The 22,644-nt window shown below is 59.2% G+C and carries 21 protein-coding genes and 1 riboswitch; of the genes, 3 read left to right on the top strand and 18 right to left on the bottom strand.

What is annotated here, in order from left to right:
• Window positions 1-17: 17 nt before the first annotated feature.
• From HW561_RS09310 to HW561_RS09290, 5 genes are all read right to left on the bottom strand, one after another.
• On the bottom strand, window positions 18-836 hold the full coding sequence (locus HW561_RS09310) for an ABC transporter ATP-binding protein (protein ID WP_176863986.1): 819 nt from the start codon (window positions 834-836) through the stop codon (window positions 18-20).
• Window positions 837-914: 78 nt separating this feature from the next.
• On the bottom strand, window positions 915-2,858 hold the full coding sequence (locus HW561_RS09305; RefSeq protein WP_176864457.1) for an AMP-binding protein: 1,944 nt from the start codon (window positions 2,856-2,858) through the stop codon (window positions 915-917).
• Between the two features lie 234 nt (window positions 2,859-3,092).
• Window positions 3,093-3,491 (bottom strand): 8-oxo-dGTP diphosphatase MutT, encoded by a 399-nt coding sequence (gene mutT / locus HW561_RS09300; protein WP_176863984.1) that lies wholly within the window; start codon window positions 3,489-3,491, stop codon window positions 3,093-3,095.
• On the bottom strand, window positions 3,488-4,714 hold the full coding sequence (gene argJ, locus HW561_RS09295; RefSeq protein WP_176863982.1) for a bifunctional glutamate N-acetyltransferase/amino-acid acetyltransferase ArgJ: 1,227 nt from the start codon (window positions 4,712-4,714) through the stop codon (window positions 3,488-3,490). The genes mutT and argJ overlap by 4 nt, the downstream gene beginning before the upstream one ends.
• Window positions 4,715-4,719: 5 nt before the next feature.
• Window positions 4,720-5,568: a peptidylprolyl isomerase gene (locus HW561_RS09290; protein WP_176863980.1), complete on the bottom strand. Its 849-nt coding sequence runs from the start codon at window positions 5,566-5,568 to the stop codon at window positions 4,720-4,722.
• A gap of 176 nt (window positions 5,569-5,744) precedes the next feature.
• Here HW561_RS09290 and secA point away from each other — a divergent pair, with 176 nt between their 5' ends.
• The 3 genes from secA (at window position 5,745) to HW561_RS09275 (ending at window position 11,074) form a co-directional block, all read left to right on the top strand.
• Window positions 5,745-8,462: a preprotein translocase subunit SecA gene (secA, locus tag HW561_RS09285; protein ID WP_176863978.1), complete on the top strand. Its 2,718-nt coding sequence runs from the start codon at window positions 5,745-5,747 to the stop codon at window positions 8,460-8,462.
• A gap of 101 nt (window positions 8,463-8,563) precedes the next feature.
• The gene (locus HW561_RS09280; protein ID WP_176863976.1) at window positions 8,564-9,493 is read left to right on the top strand and encodes a hypothetical protein; all 930 of its coding nucleotides are present in this window, start codon (window positions 8,564-8,566) and stop codon (window positions 9,491-9,493) included.
• 24 nt (window positions 9,494-9,517) lie between these two features.
• Window positions 9,518-11,074, top strand: coding sequence for a substrate-binding domain-containing protein (locus HW561_RS09275; protein WP_176863974.1), 1,557 nt, complete (start codon window positions 9,518-9,520; stop codon window positions 11,072-11,074).
• 3 nt (window positions 11,075-11,077) lie between these two features.
• On the opposite strand, the gene radC is transcribed toward HW561_RS09275, so the two are convergent.
• The 13 genes from radC to dnaK all read right to left on the bottom strand — a co-directional run bounded on the left by radC (window position 11,078) and on the right by dnaK (window position 22,623).
• A complete protein-coding gene (gene radC, locus HW561_RS09270; protein WP_176863972.1) occupies window positions 11,078-11,833 on the bottom strand; it encodes a RadC family protein in 756 nt (251 codons plus the stop codon).
• 35 nt (window positions 11,834-11,868) lie between these two features.
• A complete protein-coding gene (locus HW561_RS09265; protein WP_176863970.1) occupies window positions 11,869-12,603 on the bottom strand; it encodes an ABC transporter permease in 735 nt (244 codons plus the stop codon).
• Window positions 12,600-13,328: an ABC transporter ATP-binding protein gene (locus HW561_RS09260; RefSeq protein WP_176863968.1), complete on the bottom strand. Its 729-nt coding sequence runs from the start codon at window positions 13,326-13,328 to the stop codon at window positions 12,600-12,602. The genes HW561_RS09265 and HW561_RS09260 overlap by 4 nt, the downstream gene beginning before the upstream one ends.
• Window positions 13,325-13,999, bottom strand: coding sequence for a thiaminase II (tenA, locus tag HW561_RS09255; protein ID WP_176863966.1), 675 nt, complete (start codon window positions 13,997-13,999; stop codon window positions 13,325-13,327). The genes HW561_RS09260 and tenA overlap by 4 nt, the downstream gene beginning before the upstream one ends.
• On the bottom strand, window positions 13,996-14,931 hold the full coding sequence (locus HW561_RS09250) for an ABC transporter substrate-binding protein (protein ID WP_176863964.1): 936 nt from the start codon (window positions 14,929-14,931) through the stop codon (window positions 13,996-13,998). The genes tenA and HW561_RS09250 overlap by 4 nt, the downstream gene beginning before the upstream one ends.
• A gap of 19 nt (window positions 14,932-14,950) precedes the next feature.
• Complete coding sequence (locus HW561_RS09245) at window positions 14,951-15,913, bottom strand: HesA/MoeB/ThiF family protein (RefSeq protein WP_176863962.1); 963 nt, start codon at window positions 15,911-15,913, stop codon at window positions 14,951-14,953.
• Window positions 15,910-16,506, bottom strand: coding sequence for a thiamine phosphate synthase (locus tag HW561_RS09240; protein WP_176863960.1), 597 nt, complete (start codon window positions 16,504-16,506; stop codon window positions 15,910-15,912). The genes HW561_RS09245 and HW561_RS09240 overlap by 4 nt, the downstream gene beginning before the upstream one ends.
• A complete protein-coding gene (locus HW561_RS09235; RefSeq protein WP_176863958.1) occupies window positions 16,503-17,267 on the bottom strand; it encodes a thiazole synthase in 765 nt (254 codons plus the stop codon). The genes HW561_RS09240 and HW561_RS09235 overlap by 4 nt, the downstream gene beginning before the upstream one ends.
• 2 nt (window positions 17,268-17,269) lie before the next feature.
• A complete protein-coding gene (gene thiS, locus HW561_RS09230) occupies window positions 17,270-17,464 on the bottom strand; it encodes a sulfur carrier protein ThiS (RefSeq protein WP_176863956.1) in 195 nt (64 codons plus the stop codon).
• Window positions 17,448-18,425 (bottom strand): FAD-dependent oxidoreductase, encoded by a 978-nt coding sequence (locus HW561_RS09225; protein WP_176863954.1) that lies wholly within the window; start codon window positions 18,423-18,425, stop codon window positions 17,448-17,450. The genes thiS and HW561_RS09225 overlap by 17 nt, the downstream gene beginning before the upstream one ends.
• A complete protein-coding gene (thiD, locus tag HW561_RS09220) occupies window positions 18,422-19,225 on the bottom strand; it encodes a bifunctional hydroxymethylpyrimidine kinase/phosphomethylpyrimidine kinase (protein ID WP_176863952.1) in 804 nt (267 codons plus the stop codon). Before thiD ends, HW561_RS09225 begins: the two co-directional genes overlap by 4 nt.
• 46 nt (window positions 19,226-19,271) lie before the next feature.
• Window positions 19,272-19,378, bottom strand: a riboswitch (TPP riboswitch).
• A gap of 126 nt (window positions 19,379-19,504) precedes the next feature.
• Window positions 19,505-20,641, bottom strand: a complete 1,137-nt coding sequence (gene dnaJ / locus HW561_RS09215; protein WP_176863950.1) for a molecular chaperone DnaJ — start codon at window positions 20,639-20,641, stop codon at window positions 19,505-19,507.
• Window positions 20,642-20,715: 74 nt separating this feature from the next.
• Window positions 20,716-22,623: a molecular chaperone DnaK gene (dnaK, locus tag HW561_RS09210; RefSeq protein WP_176863948.1), complete on the bottom strand. Its 1,908-nt coding sequence runs from the start codon at window positions 22,621-22,623 to the stop codon at window positions 20,716-20,718.
• Window positions 22,624-22,644: the final 21 nt, after the last annotated feature.

Here is a 22,644-nt window from a genome sequence, read left to right as displayed (position 1 = left end):
CCAATTCCGTCCGGTGCTCAGTCATGTGAAACCCCCAGATAAGCGTCGATGACTTCCTGATTGTTGCGCACCTCGTGGGGCGTGCCATCCCCGATTTTCTTGCCATAATCCATCACGACCACCCGGTCGCTCAGGTCCATCACCACGCCCATGTCGTGCTCGATCAGGGCAATGGTGGTGCCAAACTCGTCATTCACGTCGAGGATAAAGCGGCTCATGTCCTCTTTCTCTTCGACGTTCATGCCCGCCATCGGCTCATCCAGCAGCAACAGCTTTGGCTCTGCCGCCAGCGCACGTGCCAGCTCGACCCGCTTCTTCAGGCCATAAGGCAAGCGCGACACCGGGGTCTTACGGATGTGTTGAATTTCAAGAAAATCGATCATCTTTTCGACGGCTTCGCGGTTTTTCGTCTCTTCCGCCTCAGCCTTACCGCGCCAGATGGCCTGCTGCAGGATATTGGTTTTCATATAGTTCAGCCGCCCGGTCATAACGTTGTCCAGAACACTCATGCCTTCGAACAAGGCGATGTTCTGGAACGTCCGGGCAATGCCCTGCCGTGCCACGTCATAAGGGCGCATTGGCGGGCGTTTGGACCCATGGAACCAAACCTCGCCCTCTTGCGGGACATAAAATCCCGAGATCACGTTAAGCATCGAGGATTTGCCCGCGCCGTTCGGACCGATAATGGCGCGGATCTCGCCCTCGCGGATATCGAATGAGATGTCCTTGATCGCAACCACGCCGCCAAATCGCAGGGTGATGTTCTTCATCTCCATCACCACACCGCCAATCTTGCGGCCATCCTCGGTGACATATTCTTCGGAGTTATCCAGCATCAGTCACTCCCTGACTTGCGCGAAAACGGGACGGCGGGCGGGGCGATGACCGAAGGTCGAGCGGCGCATGTCGATCCGTCATTCCGCTGCCACCTTGTGCTGCGCGACCGGCACGACCGACGCATCGACAATCTCAAGCGTCGCACTGATCGAGCCCTTGCGGCCATCCTCATAGGTCACTTCGGTCGTGGTCGAGACCCTCTCGGACCCATCATAAAGCGCAGCGATGATGTCGCTGAACTTATCTTCGACAAACCCGCGGCGAACCTTACGCGTACGGGTCATTTCGCCGTCATCAGCATCCAGTTCCTTATGCAGCACCACAAAGCGATGCACCTGGCATCCGGATAGCATTTCATCGGCGGCCACGGATTTGTTGACCTCTTCCACGTGGTCCCGAATCGTCTCTAACACTAGCGGATGTCCCGCCAATTCCTGATAAGACGCATAGGCGACGTTGTTGCGTTCAGCCCAGTTTGCGACTGCTGTCAGGTCGATATTGATGAAGGCCACACACCGGTCCTTGCCATTTCCGAACAAGACGACTTCCAGTATATCTGGATAGAACTTCAGCTTGTTCTCGACATATTTCGGCGCAAACATCGAACCGTCGGCCATTTTCCCCACATCCTTGGCGCGGTCGATAATGCGCAGGTGGCCTGAGCTTTCCTCGATGAATCCGGCGTCCCCGGTGGCCACCCAACCTTCTGCGTCCTTGGTCGAGGCCGTGGAATCCGGGTTGTTGTAATACTCGACGAATACACCCGGCGAACGGTAGTAGATCTCGCCCGTGTCATCGATTTTCAGCTCGACATCCGGTGCAGGCACACCAACGGTATCCGCGCGCACCTCACCATCCGGCTGGACCGTGATGAACACGGTTGCTTCGGTCTGGCCATAAAGCTGCTTCAGGTTGATGCCCAAAGAGCGATAGAAATCGAAGATTTCCGGCCCAATCGCCTCACCCGCCGTATATCCGACACGAAATCGGCCATAACCCAATGTGTCCTTAAGCGGTCCGTAGACCAGCAAATTGCCCAGCGCGTATTTTAACCGATCGCCAAACCCAACTGGTTTGGCGTCCAGCAACAGACCACCGACCTTTTTGGCATGGGCCATGAAGTGGTGAAACATCCGTCGCTTCAATTTGCCCGCGTCTTCCATGCGGATCATCACATTGGTCAGCTGGGTCTCGAACACGCGCGGTGGGGCGAAGAAATAGGTCGGCCCAATCTCGCGCAGGTCGGTCATCATCGTGTCGGCGCTTTCGGGGCAGTTCACACAGAAACCGCACCAATACGCCTGACCGATGGAAAAGATGAAATCGCCAACCCATGCCATTGGAAGGTAGGACAGGATGTCTTCGTTTCGGGTCAGGTGATCGAACTGGGCCGAGTTTTTGGCGCTTTCGATCACGTTGCGGTTCGACAGCACCACGCCCTTGGGTTTGCCCGTGGTACCCGAGGTGTACAGCATCACGCATGTATCGTCATAGGTGATCTCTGCAATACGGCGGTCCAGCTCGGCATCGAACCGAGCGTGGCCGGCGCTGCCTTCGGCCTTGATGTCGTCCAGCGCGTTCATCTGGGCATGGTCATATTTCCGCATCCCGCGCTTGTCGGTATACAGGATGTGTTTGACCTGATGCAGGTTTTCCTGAATCTCGATGACCTTGTCGACCTGCTCTTGATCGCCGCAAACGACGTATTTCGCGCCGCAATGATCCAGCACATAGGCCATCTCTTCGGCGACCGCGTCCTGATACAAAGGCACCGGAATCGCGCCTACCATCTGTGCCGCGACCATCGACCAGTAATGCGCTGGGCGGTTGCGCCCGATCACCGCGATATGGTCGCCTTTTTCAACGCCAATCTCCATGAACCCAAGCGCAAGCGAGCGGACCTCAGCCGCGGCTTCGGTCCAGGTCCAGCATTGCCAGATCCCGAATTCTTTTTCGCGATAGGCCGGGGCATCCCCGAACTGCACTGTATTGCGGTGTAGCAGCGCCGGAAGGGACTGCATCCCTTCGGCGCCCGACTGCGTCTGAGCCAAATCTCATCTCCTCCCATCCAGCCCCTCCTCGGGCCGGAAACGGTGGGTCCGGGACAGGGCCCGGGCACCAGTGCCCCGATAAGGGGCAGGGGAAAGATCGGCGTCAACTTTTTCCTGATGTTTTCTCAATTCTTACGAATTGTAACAGTCGCAAAGGCGTGATTGTACAAAACGTACATAACAAACGGTTAACAAATCTTGCGCCTACAGCCAGTCGCGCAGGATCGGAATCAACGGCACGTCAGCTGCGGGCATGGGATAATTGCGCAGCTCATTAGCGCGCACCCATTTCAGGGCCTGCCCTTCTTGCGATTGCGGGATGCCACCCCATTTGCGGCAGGCAAACAATGGCATCAACAAGTGAAACTCATCATAGCTGTGGCTGGCGAATGCCAGCGGTGCCAGGCAAGACGCCCAGGTGTCGATCCCCAACTCTTCCTGCAGCTCGCGGATCAGCGCGGCCTCGGGGGTTTCGCCTGGTTCAATCTTGCCGCCCGGAAACTCCCACAGACCGGCCATGGATTTGCCTTCCGGGCGCTGCGCCAACAGTACCCGGCCTTCGATATCGATCAGGGCAACAGCAGAGACCAGAATCGTCTTCACGACCGGTAATCCGCATTGATTTCGATATAGCCATGGGTCAGATCGCAGGTCCAAACGGTGGACATGCCTTCGCCCAAACCAAGATCGACGGCGATCACCAGATCCTGACCTGTCATATAAGCGGCAGCGGCCTCTTCGCGGTACTTAGGACTGACCCATCCTTTTTCGGCCACCAGAATGTCGCCAAATGAGATGCTGAGCAGATCACGATCCGCCGCTGCGCCAGATTTGCCGATCGCCATGACCACACGGCCCCAGTTCGGGTCTTCCCCCGCAATGGCAGTTTTGACCAACGGCGAGTTGGCGATAGCCAGCCCATGCACTTTGGCATCTGTGTCCGAAGCGGCACCAGTGACACGGATTTCCACAAACTTCGTCGCCCCTTCACCGTCGCGCACCACCTGTTTCGCGAGGTTCAGCATCACGTTTTCCAACGCCTCTGCAAAGGCAGCGTCTCCGGTGGCATCCACGCCCGACGCGCCCGTTGCACACAGCAACAGACTGTCCGAAGTCGATGTATCACTGTCCACCGTGATGCAATTGAAGGTCCGATCCGTCTGCGCACCCAGCATCTGCTGCAGTGCTGCTTGCTCGACCTTTGCGTCCGTGAAGATATAGACAAGCATGGTCGCCATATCCGGCGCGATCATGCCCGACCCTTTCGCAATCCCTGAAATAGAGACTGTTTTGCCGTCAATCTCGACCTGCGCACTTGCGCCCTTCGGGAAGGTGTCAGTGGTCCTGATGGCCTGCGCGGCATCTTCCAGCGCGTGCATGCTAAGCCCGGCTTTCAGTGCCTCCAGCTGCGACACGATGCGATCATGCGGCAGCGGCTCGCCGATAACACCGGTGGACGAGGTAAAGACCCGCCCTACCGGCACACCGGTTGCGGTGGCAACTGCCTGCGTCACCGCAGCCACCGAGGTCTGGCCGTAATGCCCGGTAAAGGCATTGGCATTGCCCGAATTCACCAGGATCGCCGCAGGCCCATCACTGGGCCCTCCGATCTTGTCCTGACAATCCAGAACCGGTGCAGCGCGGGTGGCCGAGCAGGTAAAGACACCCGCCACCGACGTTCCGGGATCCATCACCGCCAGCATGACATCCGTCCGACCCTGATAGCGCACGCCAGCCTCGATCGTGGCAAAACGCACACCATCAATAGCGGGCAAATCCGGAAAAGCCGCTGGCGCCAGCGGCGATACCTTTGTGATCTTGGCCACGAAGCTTACTCCTGAATCAGGTCCAGTTGACGCACGACCTCGGGTCCGGTGCCTTCAAGCGCGGGACGCTCGATCTGGGCTTGCTGGGTCAGCTCGTCAATGCGCGCCTGAATGGCATCTTGCTGAATGGTCTGGGCCAGTTCATCCCGCACGGCATCCAGCTCTGGCGCTTCTGTCTTACGCTTGTCGTTCAAAGCGACGACATGCCAGCCGAACTGTGTTTGCACCGGCTCTGAGACCTGGCCTTTTTCCAGCCCGAAAACGGCTGCTTCGAACTCGGGCACCATCTGACCCTTGCCGAACCAGCCAAGCGCGCCGCCATTGGGGCCCGAAGGACCGGTCGATTTCTCACGCGCCAGTTCGGCGAAATCGGCACCGTCATCCAGTTGCGCCTTGATGGCTTTGGCCTCTTCCTCGGTCTCGACCAGGATGTGGCTGGCATCGAATTCGTCATCACCTGCAAATTCGGCGTACTGCGCGTCATAGGCGGCCTGAACGGCCTCATCCGTCACAACGTTGTCGGTGAGGGCGCTGACGGTCTGTACTGCCCGCAACGAACGTGTTTCATTTTCCAGTGTCAAAGCGTGCTGGGTTGAAAGGCCATCTTGTTGCTGGCCCAGCAACTGCTGCTGGATGAGCTGTTCCAGAATGAAGTCAAACAGCACATCGTCTTCCGCCTGCTGATACTGTGGCGGCAGCGTTGCGGCGGTGGCGATGACGTGACCCAGTGTGATCTCATCCCCGTTGACGCGGGCGACAACCGTGCTGGCATCAGGCTGGGTTTGCGCGGCCAGTGGCAGCGCCATCACGGCAGCAAGCGCCAGCGATGGCAGAAAAGTGAGGCCTTTGGGCATGGATTCATCCTATTTCTTTGCCGCGACGGGGCGTGGCGTTGACACTCTGGGACCTGCCGCTTACATCGCTTTGAAGCCTTGGACAGGGCCACCTTTCACCCCCCGTATCTATGGGCTGCGCGCAAGGTGGGCAAGCCTGTCGCAACAACGATAAGAACAGATCCGCTGGAGTGAACATGCTGGGACTCGGAACGCTTGCCAAAAAGGTGTTCGGAACACCGAACGACCGCAAGATCAAGGCAACCCGCCCGCTGATCGAAAAGATCAACGCGCTGGAACCAGAGTTCGAAAAGCTGTCGGATGAGGGCCTGATTGAAAAAACCGCTGAGCTGCGCAAACGCGCGCTTGATGGTGAAAATCTGGACGATCTGCTGCCCGAAGCCTTTGCCAATGTGCGCGAAGGCGCGCGGCGCGCCTTGGGTCTGCGTGCCTTTGACGTGCAGCTGATGGGCGGGGCGTTCCTGCATCAGGGCAATATCTCGGAAATGAAGACAGGTGAGGGCAAGACCCTGGTCGCCACCTTCCCCGCCTATCTCAATGCGCTGACCGGCAAGGGCGTACACGTGGTCACGGTGAACGAATACCTGGCCAAGCGCGATTCGGAATGGATGGGTAAGGTATTTGGTGCGGTCGGCATGACCACCGGCGTGATCTGGTCGGGTCAGGTCGACGCCGAGAAAAAGGCCGCTTATGCCTGCGACGTGACCTATGCCACCAATAACGAGCTGGGCTTTGACTATCTGCGCGACAATATGAAGGCGGATCTGGAAGAGGTTTATCAAAAGTACCACAATTTCGCGATTGTGGACGAGGTGGATTCGATCCTGATCGACGAGGCGCGGACGCCGCTGATCATCTCGGGCCCTTCCGAGGACCGCTCGGACTTGTACACTGCCATCGACGCGCTGATCCCATCATTGCAAGACGATCATTTTACGCTGGATGAAAAAGCCCGCAATGTGACCTTTACCGATGAGGGCAACGAGTTTCTGGAACAGCAGTTGCTGGCCAACGAACTGATCCCCGAGGGGTATTCGCTGTACGATCCCGAAAGCACCACGGTGGTGCATCACGTCAATCAGGGTCTGCGCGCGCATAAACTGTTCCAGCGGGACAAGGATTACATCGTCCGTGATGGCAGCGTTATCCTGATCGACGAATTCACTGGTCGCATGATGCCGGGCCGCCGCTTGTCCGAAGGTCTGCACCAAGCCATCGAGGCCAAGGAAGACGTGCAGATCCAGCCCGAAAACGTGACGCTGGCCAGCGTGACTTTTCAGAACTACTTCCGCCTTTACAACAAGCTGGGCGGCATGACCGGCACGGCGCTGACCGAGGCCGAGGAATTCGCCGAAATCTATGGTCTGGGTGTGGTCGAGGTTCCGACCAACAAGCCCATCGCACGTCTGGACGAGGACGATCAGGTCTATCGCACGGGCGATGAGAAGTACGGCGCGATGATCAAGGAAACGAAAGAAGCAAGCGAGAAGGGTCAGCCGGTTCTTCTGGGCACGACCTCGATCGAGAAATCCGAACTGCTGAGTCAGCTGCTGACCAAGGAAGGCGTCGAACACAACGTTCTGAACGCCCGCCAGCACGAACAAGAGGCGCAGATCGTCGCTGATGCCGGCCGCCACGGTGCTGTGACCATCGCCACCAACATGGCAGGCCGCGGGACTGACATTCAGCTGGGTGGCAACGTCGAAATGAAGGTTCTGCAGGCGTTGGCCGAGAACCCTGAGGCTGATCCGGTTGAGCTGCGCACCACCGAAGAAGCGCGTCACGCCGAGGAAAAACAGAAGGTTCTGGACGCTGGCGGTCTGTACGTCATGGCCTCGGAACGGCACGAAAGCCGCCGGATCGACAACCAGCTGCGAGGTCGTTCGGGCCGCCAGGGTGACCCGGGCCGCACTGTGTTCTACCTGAGCCTCGAAGACGACCTGATGCGCATCTTCGGCTCGGAACGGCTGGATAAGGTGTTGACCACACTGGGCATGAAAGAGGGCGAAGCAATTGTGCACCCTTGGGTGAACAAATCGCTGGAACGCGCCCAGTCCAAGGTCGAAGGCCGCAACTTTGACATGCGTAAGAACGTTCTGAAATTCGACGATGTGATGAACGATCAGCGCAAGGTGATCTTCAACCAACGGCGCGAGATCATGTCGACCGGCGATCTGTCGGAAATCGTATCGGACATGCGCGAGCAGGTGATCGACGATCTGATCGACGAATACATGCCGCCGAAATCCTATGCAGACCAATGGGATACCGATGGGCTGCACGAGGCGATCAAGGACAAGCTGAGCATCGATGCCCCGGTTCAGGACTGGGCCGCCGAGGAGGGCGTGGATGACGAACAGGTCCGCGAACGGTTAGTAAAGTCCGCAGATGAGATGATGGCGCAGAAGGCCGTGGCCTTTGGCCCGGAGAACATGCGCAACATCGAAAAGCAGGTTCTGTTGCAGACCATCGATGGCAAATGGCGCGAGCATCTGCTGACGCTGGAACATCTGCGCTCGGTCGTGGGTTTCCGCAGCTATGCCCAGCGCGACCCGCTGAACGAATACAAGACCGAAAGCTTTCAGCTGTTCGATTCGATGCTGGACAGCCTGCGTGAAACTGTAACGCAGCAATTGTCGCGCGTGCGCCCGCTGACCGAAGAAGAACAAAAGGAAATGCTGGCGCAGATGGCCGCGCAACAGGCGCAGACCCAAAAGGCTGTCGATCAGGCCACGGACCAAGCCGAAGCGGTGGCCGAGGCCGAAGCCTCGGGCGATCCGCGCCCCGGCTTTGACGAAAGCGACCCTGCCACCTGGGGCAATCCTTCGCGCAACGATCCGTGCCCCTGCGGGTCTGGCAAGAAGTTCAAACATTGCCACGGGCGTCTGACCTGACGTCAACCTGACATCAAACACAATCCCTCCGTTTCGCGGCCACAAATTGGCCGCGATTGTTAACGAGAGTGCGACTCGCTCCTTCAACTGGGGAGGGTGTCTTGTTTGTTGTACGAAACTACGTGACCATGTGTGGAACGGTCGCCTGTGCCTTGGGCATTGGCTACCTGATGCAAAATGGAACAGCTGCGCAGCCGAACGGTGCGCAAGAGGGTGTGTCTGTGGCATCAGTCACGGATCAGGCTTCGGTCCTTGCCGGGCTGGAGGGTCTTGTCCTGACCTCATCTTCGCCGTCTGAACCAGCCTCGAACGGGCCGGTTTCTACGTCGCGTACGCTGCGACCTGCCCCTGTCGCCCCTCAAAAACAGGCAAATTGCACCATCAACGCACGGGCCATGGCCGTTGCGGGCGCCAATGCAAGGTTGAGCATCAAGGCGCCTTGTCATAGCGACGAGCGCATCAATATCCATCACAGCGGCCTGACCATTTCCGAAAAGACCGACAAAAACGGCACGCTGAACCTGACGATACCGGCGCTATCGGAATACGCGATCTTTCTGATTTCCTTTGAAGATCAGACAGGAACCGTTGCCACCACTCACATCTCCGATGTCGCCCTATATGATCGCGTCGCGCTGCAATGGCAGGGTGAGACAGGATTGCAGATCCACGCCCTGGAATTTGGTGCCAGCTATGGCGAGCAGGGCCATGTCTGGTCTAACACGTCTGCGCAGGGCACCGGTGACGTTGTGCGTCTTGGTCGCTCCAGTTGGGGCAATGCGCAGAACGTCGAGGTTTATTCCTTCCCCACGGGTCAATCCAACCGCTCTGGCGCGATTGCTTTATCAGTCGAAGCTGAGGTGACCGAGGCCAATTGTGGACGTGACCTGAGCGTGCAATCGCTTGAGCTGCGCGCGGATCAGCGGCTGCGCTCGCACGAATTGTCAGTGACTTTGCCAGACTGTTCGCAGGCCGGTGAGTTTCTGGTGTTGAATAATCTGCTCCAAGACCTGACAATCGCGGCAAAGTAATCCGCAGGCAGGCTCGACTCTCTTATGATATTTCTCCGTGTAGCGACGGCTGCACTGTTTTCAGTGACACTCGTGGCTGGCGCTGCGGCACAGGACATCACGCTCACCTCGCATGACGGCAAGGTCGAGGTGATGGGCAACCTGTTGGGATTCGATGGCGAATTCTACAGGGTTGAAACGCAATTCGGCGAGCTGACGGTGGATGGGTCGGGCGTCACCTGCGACGGGCCAGCCTGTCCCAACCTGACTGATTTCGTGGCCGAGATCCGGTTTTCCGGCGCGTCGGTGATGGCCGAGACGGTCCTGCCCGCCCTGATCATCGGGTTTGCCCAGCAAGAGGGCCTGACGGCAACACCTGCGCGTGTCGATCCAAGCACATTTGTCTACGAACTCCACCAGTCCGGTCGCAAAGCGCCATTGGCACGCTTGTTTTTTCATGTCGGCAACACGGATCAGGGTTTTGCCGATCTGATCAATAACAGCGCCGACATTGTCATGGCCCTGCGCGAAATCCGTGAGAGCGAACGCGATGCTGCCGAGGCGGCAGGTCTTGGGGATCTGACTTTGGCTCGACGATCGCGAGTCGTGGCGCTGGACGCCATGGTGCCGGTTGTGGCGGCGGACAACATGGTGCGTCAGATCTCGCCCACCGATCTGGCGCGGGTTTTGTCCGGTGAGATTGCCAACTGGTCCGATCTGGGCGGGCCGAACGCCCCCCTCTCACTGCATATGCCGGATGCGGGATCAGGCCTTGCACAAGCGGTCGAGGATCAGCTTTTGAACACTGCAGGCGTGGAAATGGCAAATACGGCCATCCGCCATTCCCGCAACAGTGATCTGGTCCGTGCGGTTGCCGATGATCCGTTTGCGATCGGCATCGCCAGTCAGGCCGCGTCTGATGCCGCCCGTGCGCTACCTTTGTCAGGAGGGTGCGGACATGCCTTGGCCGCGACACGTCAATCGATCAAGACCGAAGACTACCCGCTGACCTCACCCATGTTCCTATACCTGCCCGAGCGCAGACTGCCGCGGGTCGCACGAAAATTTCTGGCCTATAGTCAAAGTTCGGACGCCCAAATGGCCATCCGGCAGGCGGGGTTTGTAGACCAGTCGCCCGAGACCATGCAGATCGGGCTTCAGGGTGATCGCCTGGCCAATGCCATCGTAGCTGGGGGGGCCGAAGTTGGCCTGGAAGAATTACAGCGCATGCTGGAAACGCTGCGGCCGATGTCACGGTTGTCTTTGTCAGTTCGCTTTGAAACCGGCTCGTCCCGACCGGATGCGCAATCCCGTTCGAACATCGTGCAACTGGCGCAAGCGCTTGAGGCGGGAACGTTGGAGGCGCACAAGCTGGTCTTTGTGGGCTTTAGTGACGGCGACGGGGCCGCAGCGGCCAACGCCCGGATCGCCCTGAGGCGGGCGCAGACCGTGCGCAACGCAGTGCTGGCAGCGGTTGAGACCGCCATCCCTGATAGCGTTGAAATCGCGGTAGACGGGTTTGGCGAAGCAATGCCCATGGCCTGCGACGACACCGAGTGGGGCCGCAAGGTCAATCGCCGGGTCGAAATCTGGCTGCAGTAGCGGTTACAGATACCCCCCGGACCGAAAGCTCAACTCGGTCGATTTTCCGATGATCAGATGATCGTGCAGGGTCAATCCCAGCGCGGTGCAGGCATCCTGAATGCGGGTGGTCATGTCGATATCCGATTGCGAGGGCGTCGGATCGCCAGAGGGGTGGTTGTGCACCAGGATCAGCGCCGAAGCATTCAGTTCCAGCGCCCGTTTGGCAACCTCACGCGGATAGACAGGAACATGATCCACAGTGCCTTTGGCCTGTTCCTCATCTGCGATCAGGACGTTCTTGCGGTCCAGGTAGAACACCCGGAATTGTTCGGTCTCGCGATGGGCCATAGTGGTGTGGCAGTAGTCCAGCAGCGCATCCCATCCCGTGATGACATGGCGCTGCATAACGCGCGCGCGCGCCATGCGGTGGGCGCAGGCCTCGAGGATCTTCAGATCGGTTATGACCGTATCACCGACGCCTTTGATCTGACGCAAGCGTTCTTCAGGCGCGGTCAGGACGCGGTTGAAATCCCCAAACGTATCCATCAATCGACGCGCCAGTGGCTTCACGTCCTGCCGGGGGATGGATCGGAACAGGACCAGCTCCAACAGCTCATAATCCGGCATCGCAGCTGATCCGCCTGATATGAACCGTTCACGCAGGCGTTTGCGGTGGTCCTTGATATAAGATGGCAACCGACCCGACGGCAGCGGTACGACCTGCGCTTCGTCGGTTTCAAACAGCATCGGGGCTTCGGCAAAGGCATCCTGAGTCATGCGCTCAGATTGGCGCAGAAACGGTTTCTGAATGGTTAACGCATCTCACCTGCCATGCGGGCCGTGGCCCGGCGGATGATCATGTGCAGCACGATCGAAAACACGCCCAACGTCAGCATGGCCGCAAACATCAGATCCGTTTTGGCGCGGCCATTCGCCAACAACATCAGATAGCCAAGGCCCTGCGACGAGCCCACCCATTCGCCGATGACCGCCCCAATGGGCGCATAAACAGCGGCCAGCCGCATCCCCGATGCAAGCGATGGCAGCGCCGCAGGGATACGGATATGCCACAAAATCGCACGCGGGCTGGCTTGCATGGTACGGGCCAGATCCAGATAACCGGGCGGCGTCCGCATCAACCCGTCAAAAAAGGACGACGTGATCGGGAAATAGATGATCAGCACCGCCATGGCCACTTTGGACCACAACCCATATCCCAGCCACAGGGTCAGCAGCGGTGCCAGCGCAAAGACCGGCAGCGCCTGAGTGAAGACCAGCATCGGCTGCACCAACACCCGCGCAACGCGTGAACTGGCAAGCTGCAATGCGGTGAGCACACCCAGCACGGTGCCACAGGCCAAACCGATCACAACTTCGATGCCGGTGATCCATGTATGTTCCGCTATCAACCAGCGGTTCTGCCACCAGGTTTCGGCCACCAAAGCAGGCCCCGGCAGGATGAACTTCGGCAATCCGGTCAAGCTTACGATTGTCTGCCAAATGGCAATCGCGAACACCGTCGCTGTAAGGGCCGAGAGGTACTTCATGCCGCTTCGTCCCGCAGCAAACGCAACAACGCACCCTGTGTTTCCAGCGTCTCAAGATCATCCACCCTGCGCGGTGCCGAGGCATGAGGTGACTGGCAGGACATCAAACCATGTTGCGTCATGACCATGATGGACTGACCCAGACGTGCAGCCTCGCCCGGATCATGCGTGACCAGCAGGACAGTGCGGCCCTGCAACGCCTCAGCTGCCAGATCCTGCATGTCGGCGCGGGTGCGCGCGTCGAGGGCGGAAAAAGGTTCGTCCAGCAACACGATGGGCCGGTCCTCCATCAGCGTGCGGGCCAGTGCCACGCGCTGACGCTGCCCGCCAGAGAGTTCCGATGGCTTTTTGGCTATGTGATCCTGCAACCGCATCCGTTCGATCAAACGGTCGCGGCGGCCAAGGTCGGGTTTCTCACCACGCAACCGCGCGCCCAGCGTGATGTTCTGCGCCACCGTGGCCCAAGGCAACAGCAGATCGTCCTGCGCCATATAAGAGACGCGTTCTGTGACTGGCCGCGCGTCGCTGGCAGTTATCTCTCCGGCAAAAGCGGCGCCTGTTTCCAGCCCTGCGATCAGTCGCAGAACGGTGGTTTTTCCAACGCCCGACCCACCCAGCAGACAGGTCCATTGCCCCGCCGCCAGGGTCAGGGTCAACGGCGCGAATAAGGTCACGCCATCAATGGTCGCTGTTCCGTTGATCGTCAGGTCGGGCGCAGGGATCATGGGGTCAGGCCCATCTGCCAGAAATTCACCTCGAGCTCGGTCGCAGTGCGGAAGGTCCGACACAGGCGATACCAGCGGGGCGACGCTTGGAAATCCGCGCCAATCCGCCGTGTTAGAGCCGAATCAAGCAACTCACCCACGGCTTTGCACGCGCCCTGATAGTCCTCACCCGCATAGGTGTTGATCCAGTCTTGGTAGGTCTCGGACGTCGCCTGAGATGCCAGCCGGGTGCCGATTTCGCCGTACCCCATGACACACGGCACGAGTGCGGCCAGCAGGTCCAGCAGATCACCGCTGTAACCAGCCTCCAGAACATAGCGCGTATAGGCCAGGTTTTCGGCGCGTTCCGGTGTGGCGAACAATTGATCCTGCGAAATGCCCTCTGCTTCACAGATACCGATGTGCAACTTCATCTCTTCGCTGATCAGCCCATTCACGGTACGCGAGGCGGCCAGCATCTCTTCGTGCGTTTCGGATTTCACCACCGCCAACGCCCATGCGCGCGAGAAATGGATCAGAAACACATAATCCTGCCGCAGATAGTGCAGGAACGCCTCGTGCGGAAGGGTGCCATCCTTCATGCCTTCGACAAAGGCATGACGGGAATAATCCCGCCATGACCCCTGCGCCGCGTCGCGCATCAGCGCGAAGGCCTTGCCATAATCGTTCATTGCGCGGTCACATCGATTGCGATGTCGCTGACAGGGTTGATGTTGTCGATCATACCGCTGTCTTTGAGGAACGCTTCAAACCGGGCGTAGCGACCAGCCTCAAGACCTGCGGGACGCAGGGCAAAACGGGGCATCGTATCGACCCAGGCGCGCGCGTTCAGCTCGTCCTGCAACTCGGGCGAGGTGGATGAGAAGACTTCCCAGCTTTTCTCTGGGTTATTGACGATGAATTGGGTGGCTTTTTCAGTCGCGGCCAGGAACCGCGCGACCTTGTCGGTGTCCATGGTTTCGGGATTGGCGACGTAGATCAGTTCGTCATAAGGCGGCACGCCTTCTTCCTCGATATAGAAGCAGCGGCCCGGGACACCTTCGATATCCATCTGGTTCAGTTCGAAATTGCGATAGGCGCCGATCACGGCGTCGACCTGGCCTGTCATCAGCGACGGCGAGAGCGAGAAGTTCACGTTGATCAGCTCAACATCGTCCAGCGCCACGTCGTACTTGCCCAGAACGGCGCCAAGGACCGCCTCTTCCACACCGGCGACCGAGAAACCGATTTTCTTGCCCTTGAGATCGGCAGGCGATGTAATCGGTCCGTCTTCGAGAACCAGCAGGCAATTCAGTGGTGTGGCCACCAGCGTACCGACCCGCTTCAGGGGCAGACCCTCGTGGATTTGCAGGTGCAGCTGCGGCTGGTAGGACACGGCCAGATCGGCCTGACCAGCGGCCACCAGACGCGGCGGAGCGGACGGATCGGCGGGGGGAACGATTTCAACCTCAAGCCCCTGCTCTGCGAAATAGCCGTTTTCCTGCGCCACGATGATCGGGCCGTGGTCGGGGTTGATGAACCAGTCTAGCAGCACGGTCATTTTATCTTCCGCCCAAGCGGGCGCAGCAGCCAGCAGGGCAATGGCAGCGATCAGTTTCTTCATATCTCGCGTTTCCTTCTGTTCACGAGGTTGAGGCGGCGACGAGGACAATCTCGCCGGGCCAATCCGGTTGAATTTTTTCGGCCGCACGCCACGCGCGCAGACCGGTGGCGCAGCACAAGGCTAGGCGCTTTCCTTTATTAGAGTCGTTTATGAGCATCTCTAACGGCATGCGCCGAGCGCTGGGATGTATCGGTTCCGGCGCTTCTTCTGCATTACGCAGCTCGATGACCAGATCATCAGCCTTCAGCTGGGACGGGGCGATAAACGGGAAATGCGCATCGGGCTCCGGCGCGCCGTCAAAACGGAACCCGGTACTGCGAAGTGGCCGGGCATCAAATTGCACCATTTGACCGAGTGGCGACGGTTTGACACCCAAGATCAGGTTCAGCGTCATTTGCGCCTGCATGGCACCGATCATCCCGACAACGGGGCCGAGAACGCCTGCGGTAGCGCAACTTGCGCCACTGTCAGGAGCATCCGGGAATACAGCCCGCAAAGACGGGGCGCCGCCGCAGAATCCGCCGACGTAGCCAGACAGCCCAAGGACTGATGCGCTGATCAGCGGCTTGGCCAATCGCAGGCAGGTGTCCGATAAGATGTAACTGGCCGCATAGCTGTCCGCACAATCCAGAACCACATCAACGTCAGCAACGAATTCAGTTACATTTTCATTTGTTAGAGCCCGTTTTTCTGCATGAACTTCTATTTCATCGTTCAATGCCTGGCACCGCTCAGCCGCCACTTGGACTTTGGCGCAGCCACAATCCTGCTCGGTGAACAGCGTTTGCCGGTGCAGATTTGATAGGGCCACACTGTCCCGGTCCATGATCGTCAACTGCCCAACACCAGCGCCCGCCAGCAAGGGCAGCACCGGGGCCGCCAGCCCGCCTGCCCCCACGATCAGAACATGCGCGTTCGACAGACGGTCCTGCCCCTTGGCACCGACCTCCGGCAGGATCATCTGACGGGCATAGCGGCTCATCTCGTGACCTCGATCCAGCCGCGGACGCGGGCTTCGGGGTCAGCATTAAGGGTGATGTCGGTCACAGCCGAGACGATGTCAGCCCCGGCTTCCAGCACACCCGGCGCGCGCTCGACGCTCATGCCGCCGATACCGACCAGAGGGATGTCACCAACGCGCTGCTTCCATTCGGTCACGCGGGGCAAACCTTGCTGGTGCCACTTCATCTTTTTCAGAATTGTCGGATAGACCGGCCCAAGTGCAACGTAATCCGGGCCCATTGCCAGCACGCGCTCAAGCTCGTCATCGTCATGGGTGGACACGCCCAGTTTCAACCCGGCCTTGCGGATAGCTTTCAGATCAGCGTCATCCAGATCCTCCTGCCCGAGGTGAATCCAGTCGCAACCCGCCTCGATGGCGGCTTGCCAATAATCGTTGATGACAAGCACGGCCCCGTGATCCCGGCACAGTTTTTGCGATATGGCGATCTGCTCACGCACTGCCGCGTCCGGTTGGTCCTTCACGCGTAGCTGCACTAGCTTGACCCCCAAGGGCAACATGCCGCGCAGCCAGTCGGAATGGTCGAAAATTGGGTAGAAACGATCCAGTTTCATGACAAGAAGGCCTTTCCGACAACGGGGGTAGAGGGTTCGGCCATATCGCGGGCCTCGATCGGGTCGGCCTGATGAGCCAATTGCCCGGCCTGCACGGCCAACACCATTGCGCGCGCCATGGCGGCCGGATCGCCAGCACGCGCCACAGCGGTGTTGAGCAAGACTGCGTCATAGCCCAGCTCCATCGCGTGGGCGGCATGGCTGGGCAGGCCAACGCCCGCATCAATCACCAGCGGTAAGTCGGGAAATTCGGCCCGCATCGCGCGCAGGGCGTATTCGTTGTTCAGCCCTCGGCCCGACCCGATCGGCGCGCCCCACGGCATCAAAACCTCGCACCCGGCCCCAAGCAAACGTTCCCCCACGACAAGATCGTCGGTGGTGTAGGGAAACACCTGAAACCCGTCCTCGGTCAGAATGCGCGCGGCCTCAACCAGTTGGAACACATCCGGTTGCAGGCTGTCTGTGTGGCCGATCAGCTCCAGCTTGATCCATTTGGTGTCAAACACCTCACGCGCCATATGGGCGGTTGTGACGGCCTCTTTCACCGTGTGGCACCCAGCGGTGTTGGGCAGGATCAAGACACTCAGATCCCGGATCATCTGCCAGAATGTCTGCCCCGCCCCAGCTTCGCGGCGCAGGGACACCGTGGCCACCCCTGCGCCGCTGTCGCGGAAGGCCTGTTCCAGTATGGCAGGGCTGGGATATTGCGCTGTGCCCAGCATCAGCGGATTCGGCAGTTCAGTGCCATAAAAGCGTTTCATCCTCAGCCCCCCTGCATGGGTGACAGGATTTCGACCCGGTCGCCTTCGTTCAATGCCCGGCCAACGCGCAGGCTTGAGGGCACGAAGTCCTCGTTCACTGCGGTGGCGACGCGGCCAGAAAACCCGCACTCGGCCAGTAAGTCGGACAGGGTGGTTGCATGCACCTCGCGTGGCTCTCCGTTAAGCACGATCTTCATCGACCATCTCCGAATGTTTGTTCTCAAGCGCCAGATCAGCCACGCCCTGTGCCAGCGCAGGGGCCAACAGGTAACCGTGGCGATACAGGCCATTTGCATGGATTGTCCGCCCCAGACGCCGGATGCGTGGCAGGTTGTCCGGAAAAGCGGGGCGCAGATCGACGCCGATTTCCAGCACCTCGGCCTCGCCAAAGGCCGGGTTCAGGGCATAGGCCGCGCTGAGCAGTTCCAGCATCGAGCGGGCGGTGATGCGGCTGCTGTCCTCAGACTCGATCATGGTGGCGCCCAGCATGTAGACTCCATCACCCCGCGGCACGACATAAAGCGGCATGCGCGGATGCAGCAGGCGCACCGGACGGGTCAGCGTCACATCGGGGCAACGGACCACCAGCATCTCACCTTTCACGCCGCGCAGGTCATAGAGATAATCGCGGGCATGCAGTCCTCGGCAATCAATGGCGTTTTCCAATTGGGTCGGCGCGAGCTTGCGGTGAAGCTCCACACCATGATCTGTCAGTTGGCGATAGAGATCCTGCAAGGCCTGGCGGGGATCAACATGCGCTTCATGTTCGAAATGCAAGCCCTTGTTGAAACCATGTAAATCAGGCTCTAATTCAGTGATTTCTGCTTGATTTACGTCGACAAACTGTTCCGTGCGGCGGGCAAAGCGGCGCAGGTCAGGCAGGTCGCGAGCGCTTGCCACGACGATGGTTCCACGTCGGTGCACTTGTGTTCTATCCGCCCACCAGTCAATGGCCATCTGGCCCAGTCGCAACACTGGTTCCTCGGCATTTTCGTATTCACACCATGGTGCCAGCATTCCTCCGGCCCACCAGGAACAACCATGTGGCCCGGGCGGGCCACCCGGATCGAAGACCTGCACCTTGACCCCGCGCGAAACAAGCTCGCTCGCCACCGCCAGACCGGCGACACCGGCACCTATGATGGACCAGGTTGTCATACGGACCAGACCCGATGGAAGTGATGTACGGGCCCGTGCCCCGCACCGATATTCAGCTCATCTGCCCGAGAGATCGCGCCTTGCAGGTAGTCATGTGCCTGCGTCGCCGCATCTGTAAGCGACAGCCCCTCGGCCAGCCCGGCTGCAATCGACGAAGACAGTGTGCATCCGGTGCCATGGGTGTTTTTGGTAGCGTGGCGCGGCGCTTGAAACTCGGCAACGACACCAGATGCGTCGATCAGCAGGTCATGGCATACGTCACCCTTGCCGTGACCGCCCTTCATCAACACCGCATTCGCACCCAAGGCGCACAATGCGCGGCCCTGTTCGACCATTTCCGCCGGGGTTTCAGCGGCGGTTGTGTCCAACAGGCATGCGGCCTCGGGCAAGTTCGGGGTCAGGACCGTGGCCCGCGGCAACAGAACATCGCGCAAGGTCTGGATTGCTTCGCGCGCCAGCAGGGCGTCGCCGGATTTGGCAATCATCACCGGGTCCAACACAATTGGGCCTTTGAAATTGGCAATGCCGCGCGCCACCGCGTGGATAATATCCGGTGTGGCCAGCATGCCAATCTTGATCGCCTGAACGTCCAAATCGCTGAGCACTGCGTCAATCTGCGCGGAAATCACCTCCACCGGGATACCATGCACCGCTGTTACGGCCCGGGTGTTCTGCGCGGTAACCGCCGTGATGACACTTGCGCCAAAGACACCCAGCGCAGACATGGCCTTGAGATCGGCCTGAATGCCGGCCCCGCCGCCGCTGTCGGATCCCGCTATGGTCAAGGCGATTGGCGTCACGTCGTTGCTCCATCAATATTGGGGCAACGGGGGCATTGAAAACGTCTGTGTTCATAAGACCGTTCCCTCCGCCGGTATTGCCCGGATCAGGTTCGATGGGTTAGCGCATTCACGCCTCTCAGCCCTTTGATCAGGACACCCCAACGGTTGACGCGGACAATCTCAGGAGGTGGGCCGGGAATCAAGGGCCAATTCCGGGGTTGTGCCCGTCAAACTGGACTTATCAACGAAAAAGGCCGGCCCCACTGGACCGGCCATCTTTAATTGGTTTTAGGCCAATCAGCCTTTCATTCCGTCCCAGAAAGATTTCACTGACGAGAAAAAGCTGTTGGATTCGGGATGATTGTCTTCACCCAGATCGTCAAACTCTCGCAGCAGTTCCTTTTGGCGGCTGGTCAGATTGACCGGGGTTTCCACGGCCAGTTCAATGAACATATCCCCGACGCCACCGCCACGCAGGGCGGGCATGCCTTTGCTGCGCAGGCGCATCTGGCGGCCCGATTGGCTGCCTGCCGGAATCTGCACACGACCACGGCCACCGTCGATGGTTGGCACCTCGATCGAACCACCCAGCGCGGCCTTGGCCATGCTGACCGGCACACGGCAATACAAATTCACACTGTCGCGTTCGAACAGCTTGTGATCCGAGACTTCGACAAAGATATAGAGATCACCCGGAGGGCCACCGCGCATTCCGGCCTCACCCTCGCCCGCCAGTCGGATGCGGGTACCGGTTTCGACACCGGCAGGGATGTTGACGGACAGAGCGCGTTCTTTTTCGACGCGGCCTGCGCCCTGACAGGATTTACAGGGGTTCTTGATGATCTGACCCAGGCCCGAGCAGGTTGGGCAGCTGCGTTCGACAGTAAAAAAGCCCTGCTGCGCGCGCACTTTGCCCATGCCGGAACAGGTTGGGCAGGTTGTGGGTTCTACGCCGCCTTCGGCGCCCGACCCGTCACAGGCCGAACAGGCCACGGCGGCTGGCACGTTGATCGTCTTTTGCAGGCCCGCATAGGCCTCTTCCAGATTTACGCGCAGGTTATAACGCAGGTCCGAGCCGCGCGCGGCACGGCGTCCGCCACCACCACGTTGGCCACCCATGAAATCGCCGAACAGGTCGTCGAATACATCCGAGAAGGCGCTGGAAAAATCACCCTGCCCGCCGGGGCGCCCGCCGCCACCCATGCCATTTTCGAAAGCGGCATGGCCGAAACGGTCGTAAGCGGCCTTTTTCTCGGCATCTTTCAGAACGTCGTAAGCCTCGTTCGCTTCTTTGAACTGCGTCTCGGCGTCCGGGTTGTCCTTGTTGCGGTCAGGATGCAATGCTTTGGCTTTCGTGCGAAAGCCTTTCTTGATCTCGTCCGCCGATGCGCCCTTGGACACCCCGAGCACATCGTAATAGTCGCGTTTTGACATCAGTATGTCCTTATGTCTCAACGTAATCGGGCCGGCCCGGCAACCGGACCGGCCCGCATTGGCACGGTTATCCGTTAGTTACGTTTGTCGCCGTCCAGATCTTCGAACTCGGCGTCGACGATGTCATCCTCACCCGGCGCAGCATCGGCTGCCGCAGGTTCGTCTTCGGCTTCTTCGGCCTGAGACTTGTAGATAGCCTCGCCCAGCTTCATCGCAGCTTCGGTGACGTTCTGAATGCCCGACTTGATCTTGTCGGCATTCTCGGTCTCCAGCTCGTCCTTGAGCGCGGCGATGGCCAGTTCGATGGCTTCGATCGTGGTCGGATCGACCTTGTCGGCATGCTCTTCCATCGACTTTTCGGTCGAGTGGACGAGGCTTTCGGCCTGGTTTTTCGCCTCGATCAGCTCGCGGCGTTCCTTGTCCGCCTCGGCGTTCTCTTCGGCGTCCTTGACCATCTTGTCGATGTCTTCGTCCGACAGACCACCCGATGCCTGGATGGTGATCTTCTGCTCTTTGCCAGTGCCTTTATCTTTGGCCGAAACCGAGACAATGCCGTTGGCGTCGATGTCAAAAGTCACCTCGATCTGAGGCATGCCGCGCGGTGCTGGCGGGATATCTTCGAGGTTGAATTGACCCAGGATCTTGTTGTCCGCAGCCATTTCGCGCTCCCCCTGGAAGCAACGGATGGTCACGGCGTTCTGATTGTCCTCGGCGGTCGAGAAGACCTGAGACTTTTTGGTCGGGATCGTGGTGTTGCGGTCGATCAGACGGGTGAACACGCCACCCAGCGTCTCAATCCCCAGCGACAGCGGCGTCACGTCCAGCAGAACCACGTCTTTGACGTCGCCCTGCAGAACACCGGCCTGAATGGCGGCGCCCATGGCAACAACTTCGTCCGGGTTCACACCTTTGTGCGGCTCTTTACCGAAGAATTTGGTAACCTCTTCGATCACTTTCGGCATCCGGGTCATACCACCAACCAGAACAACCTCGTCAATATCAGCAGCCGACAGACCCGCGTCTTTCAGAGCGGCCTGGCAGGGCTTCATCGACTTCTTGATCAGGTCGCCAACCAGTGATTCCAGCTTGGCACGGGTCAGTTTCATGACCATGTGCAGCGGCTGACCGTTGGCGCCCATCGAGATGAACGGCTGGTTGATTTCGGTCTGCGAAGTCGAGGACAGTTCGATCTTGGCTTTTTCAGCGGCTTCTTTCAGACGCTGCAGGGCCATCTTGTCCTGGCTCAGATCGACACCGTGTTCTTTTTTGAACTCATCCGCCAGATAGTTGACGATGCGCATGTCAAAGTCTTCACCACCCAGGAAAGTGTCGCCGTTGGTCGACTTGACCTCGAACAACCCGTCGTCGATTTCCAGAATGGTCACGTCGAAGGTACCGCCGCCAAGGTCATAGACCGCGATGGTTTGGGTTTCTTCTTTGTCCAGACCATAGGCCAGCGCGGCCGCTGTCGGCTCGTTGATGATCCGCAGCACTTCCAGACCGGCAATTTTGCCTGCGTCCTTGGTGGCCTGACGCTGAGCGTCGTTGAAATAGGCCGGAACGGTGATGACGGCCTGTGTGACTTCCTCACCCAGATAGGATTCCGCAGTTTCCTTCATCTTACCCAGAGTGAAGGCCGAAATCTGGCTTGGGGAGTACTTTTCACCGCGGGCTTCAACCCACGCGTCGCCATTGCCGCCGTTGACGATGGCAAACGGCACCATTTTCTTGTCTTTTTCGACTTCGGCATCATCCACCCGACGACCGATCAGGCGCTTGACGCCGAAAATCGTGTTGTCGGGGTTGGTGACCGCCTGACGTTTCGCAGGCTGACCGACCAGACGCTCATCTTCTGTGAAGGCGACGATCGAGGGCGTGGTCCGCGCCCCTTCTGCGTTTTCGATGACCTTCGGCTGCGAGCCGTCCATGATGGCCACACACGAGTTCGTGGTGCCGAGGTCAATTCCGATTACTTTTCCCATATGTTCGATCCCTTTCTCTTC

Origin of the sequence: Ruegeria haliotis (assembly GCF_013377785.1) — a bacterium.
In the GTDB taxonomy this organism is placed as follows: domain Bacteria; phylum Pseudomonadota; class Alphaproteobacteria; order Rhodobacterales; family Rhodobacteraceae; genus Ruegeria; species Ruegeria haliotis.
This window is presented reverse-complemented; position numbering and strand designations above follow the sequence as displayed.

What these genes read in the sequence shown, in the direction of transcription:
- HW561_RS09310 (WP_176863986.1), bottom strand. Translation starts at nt 836, where the DNA reads ATGCTGGATAACTCCGAAGAATATGTCACCGAGGATGGCCGCAAGATT.
- HW561_RS09305 (WP_176864457.1), bottom strand. Translation starts at nt 2,858, where the DNA reads ATGCAGTCCCTTCCGGCGCTGCTACACCGCAATACAGTGCAGTTCGGG.
- HW561_RS09290 (WP_176863980.1), bottom strand. Translation starts at nt 5,568, where the DNA reads ATGCCCAAAGGCCTCACTTTTCTGCCATCGCTGGCGCTTGCTGCCGTG.
- secA (WP_176863978.1), top strand. Translation starts at nt 5,745, where the DNA reads ATGCTGGGACTCGGAACGCTTGCCAAAAAGGTGTTCGGAACACCGAAC.
- HW561_RS09275 (WP_176863974.1), top strand. Translation starts at nt 9,518, where the DNA reads ATGATATTTCTCCGTGTAGCGACGGCTGCACTGTTTTCAGTGACACTC.
- radC (WP_176863972.1), bottom strand. Translation starts at nt 11,833, where the DNA reads ATGACTCAGGATGCCTTTGCCGAAGCCCCGATGCTGTTTGAAACCGAC.
- HW561_RS09265 (WP_176863970.1), bottom strand. Translation starts at nt 12,603, where the DNA reads ATGAAGTACCTCTCGGCCCTTACAGCGACGGTGTTCGCGATTGCCATT.
- HW561_RS09260 (WP_176863968.1), bottom strand. Translation starts at nt 13,328, where the DNA reads ATGATCCCTGCGCCCGACCTGACGATCAACGGAACAGCGACCATTGAT.
- tenA (WP_176863966.1), bottom strand. Translation starts at nt 13,999, where the DNA reads ATGAACGATTATGGCAAGGCCTTCGCGCTGATGCGCGACGCGGCGCAG.
- HW561_RS09250 (WP_176863964.1), bottom strand. Translation starts at nt 14,931, where the DNA reads ATGAAGAAACTGATCGCTGCCATTGCCCTGCTGGCTGCTGCGCCCGCT.
- HW561_RS09245 (WP_176863962.1), bottom strand. Translation starts at nt 15,913, where the DNA reads ATGAGCCGCTATGCCCGTCAGATGATCCTGCCGGAGGTCGGTGCCAAG.
- HW561_RS09240 (WP_176863960.1), bottom strand. Translation starts at nt 16,506, where the DNA reads ATGAAACTGGATCGTTTCTACCCAATTTTCGACCATTCCGACTGGCTG.
- HW561_RS09235 (WP_176863958.1), bottom strand. Translation starts at nt 17,267, where the DNA reads ATGAAACGCTTTTATGGCACTGAACTGCCGAATCCGCTGATGCTGGGC.
- thiS (WP_176863956.1), bottom strand. Translation starts at nt 17,464, where the DNA reads ATGAAGATCGTGCTTAACGGAGAGCCACGCGAGGTGCATGCAACCACC.
- HW561_RS09225 (WP_176863954.1), bottom strand. Translation starts at nt 18,425, where the DNA reads ATGACAACCTGGTCCATCATAGGTGCCGGTGTCGCCGGTCTGGCGGTG.
- dnaJ (WP_176863950.1), bottom strand. Translation starts at nt 20,641, where the DNA reads ATGTCAAAACGCGACTATTACGATGTGCTCGGGGTGTCCAAGGGCGCA.
- dnaK (WP_176863948.1), bottom strand. Translation starts at nt 22,623, where the DNA reads ATGGGAAAAGTAATCGGAATTGACCTCGGCACCACGAACTCGTGTGTG.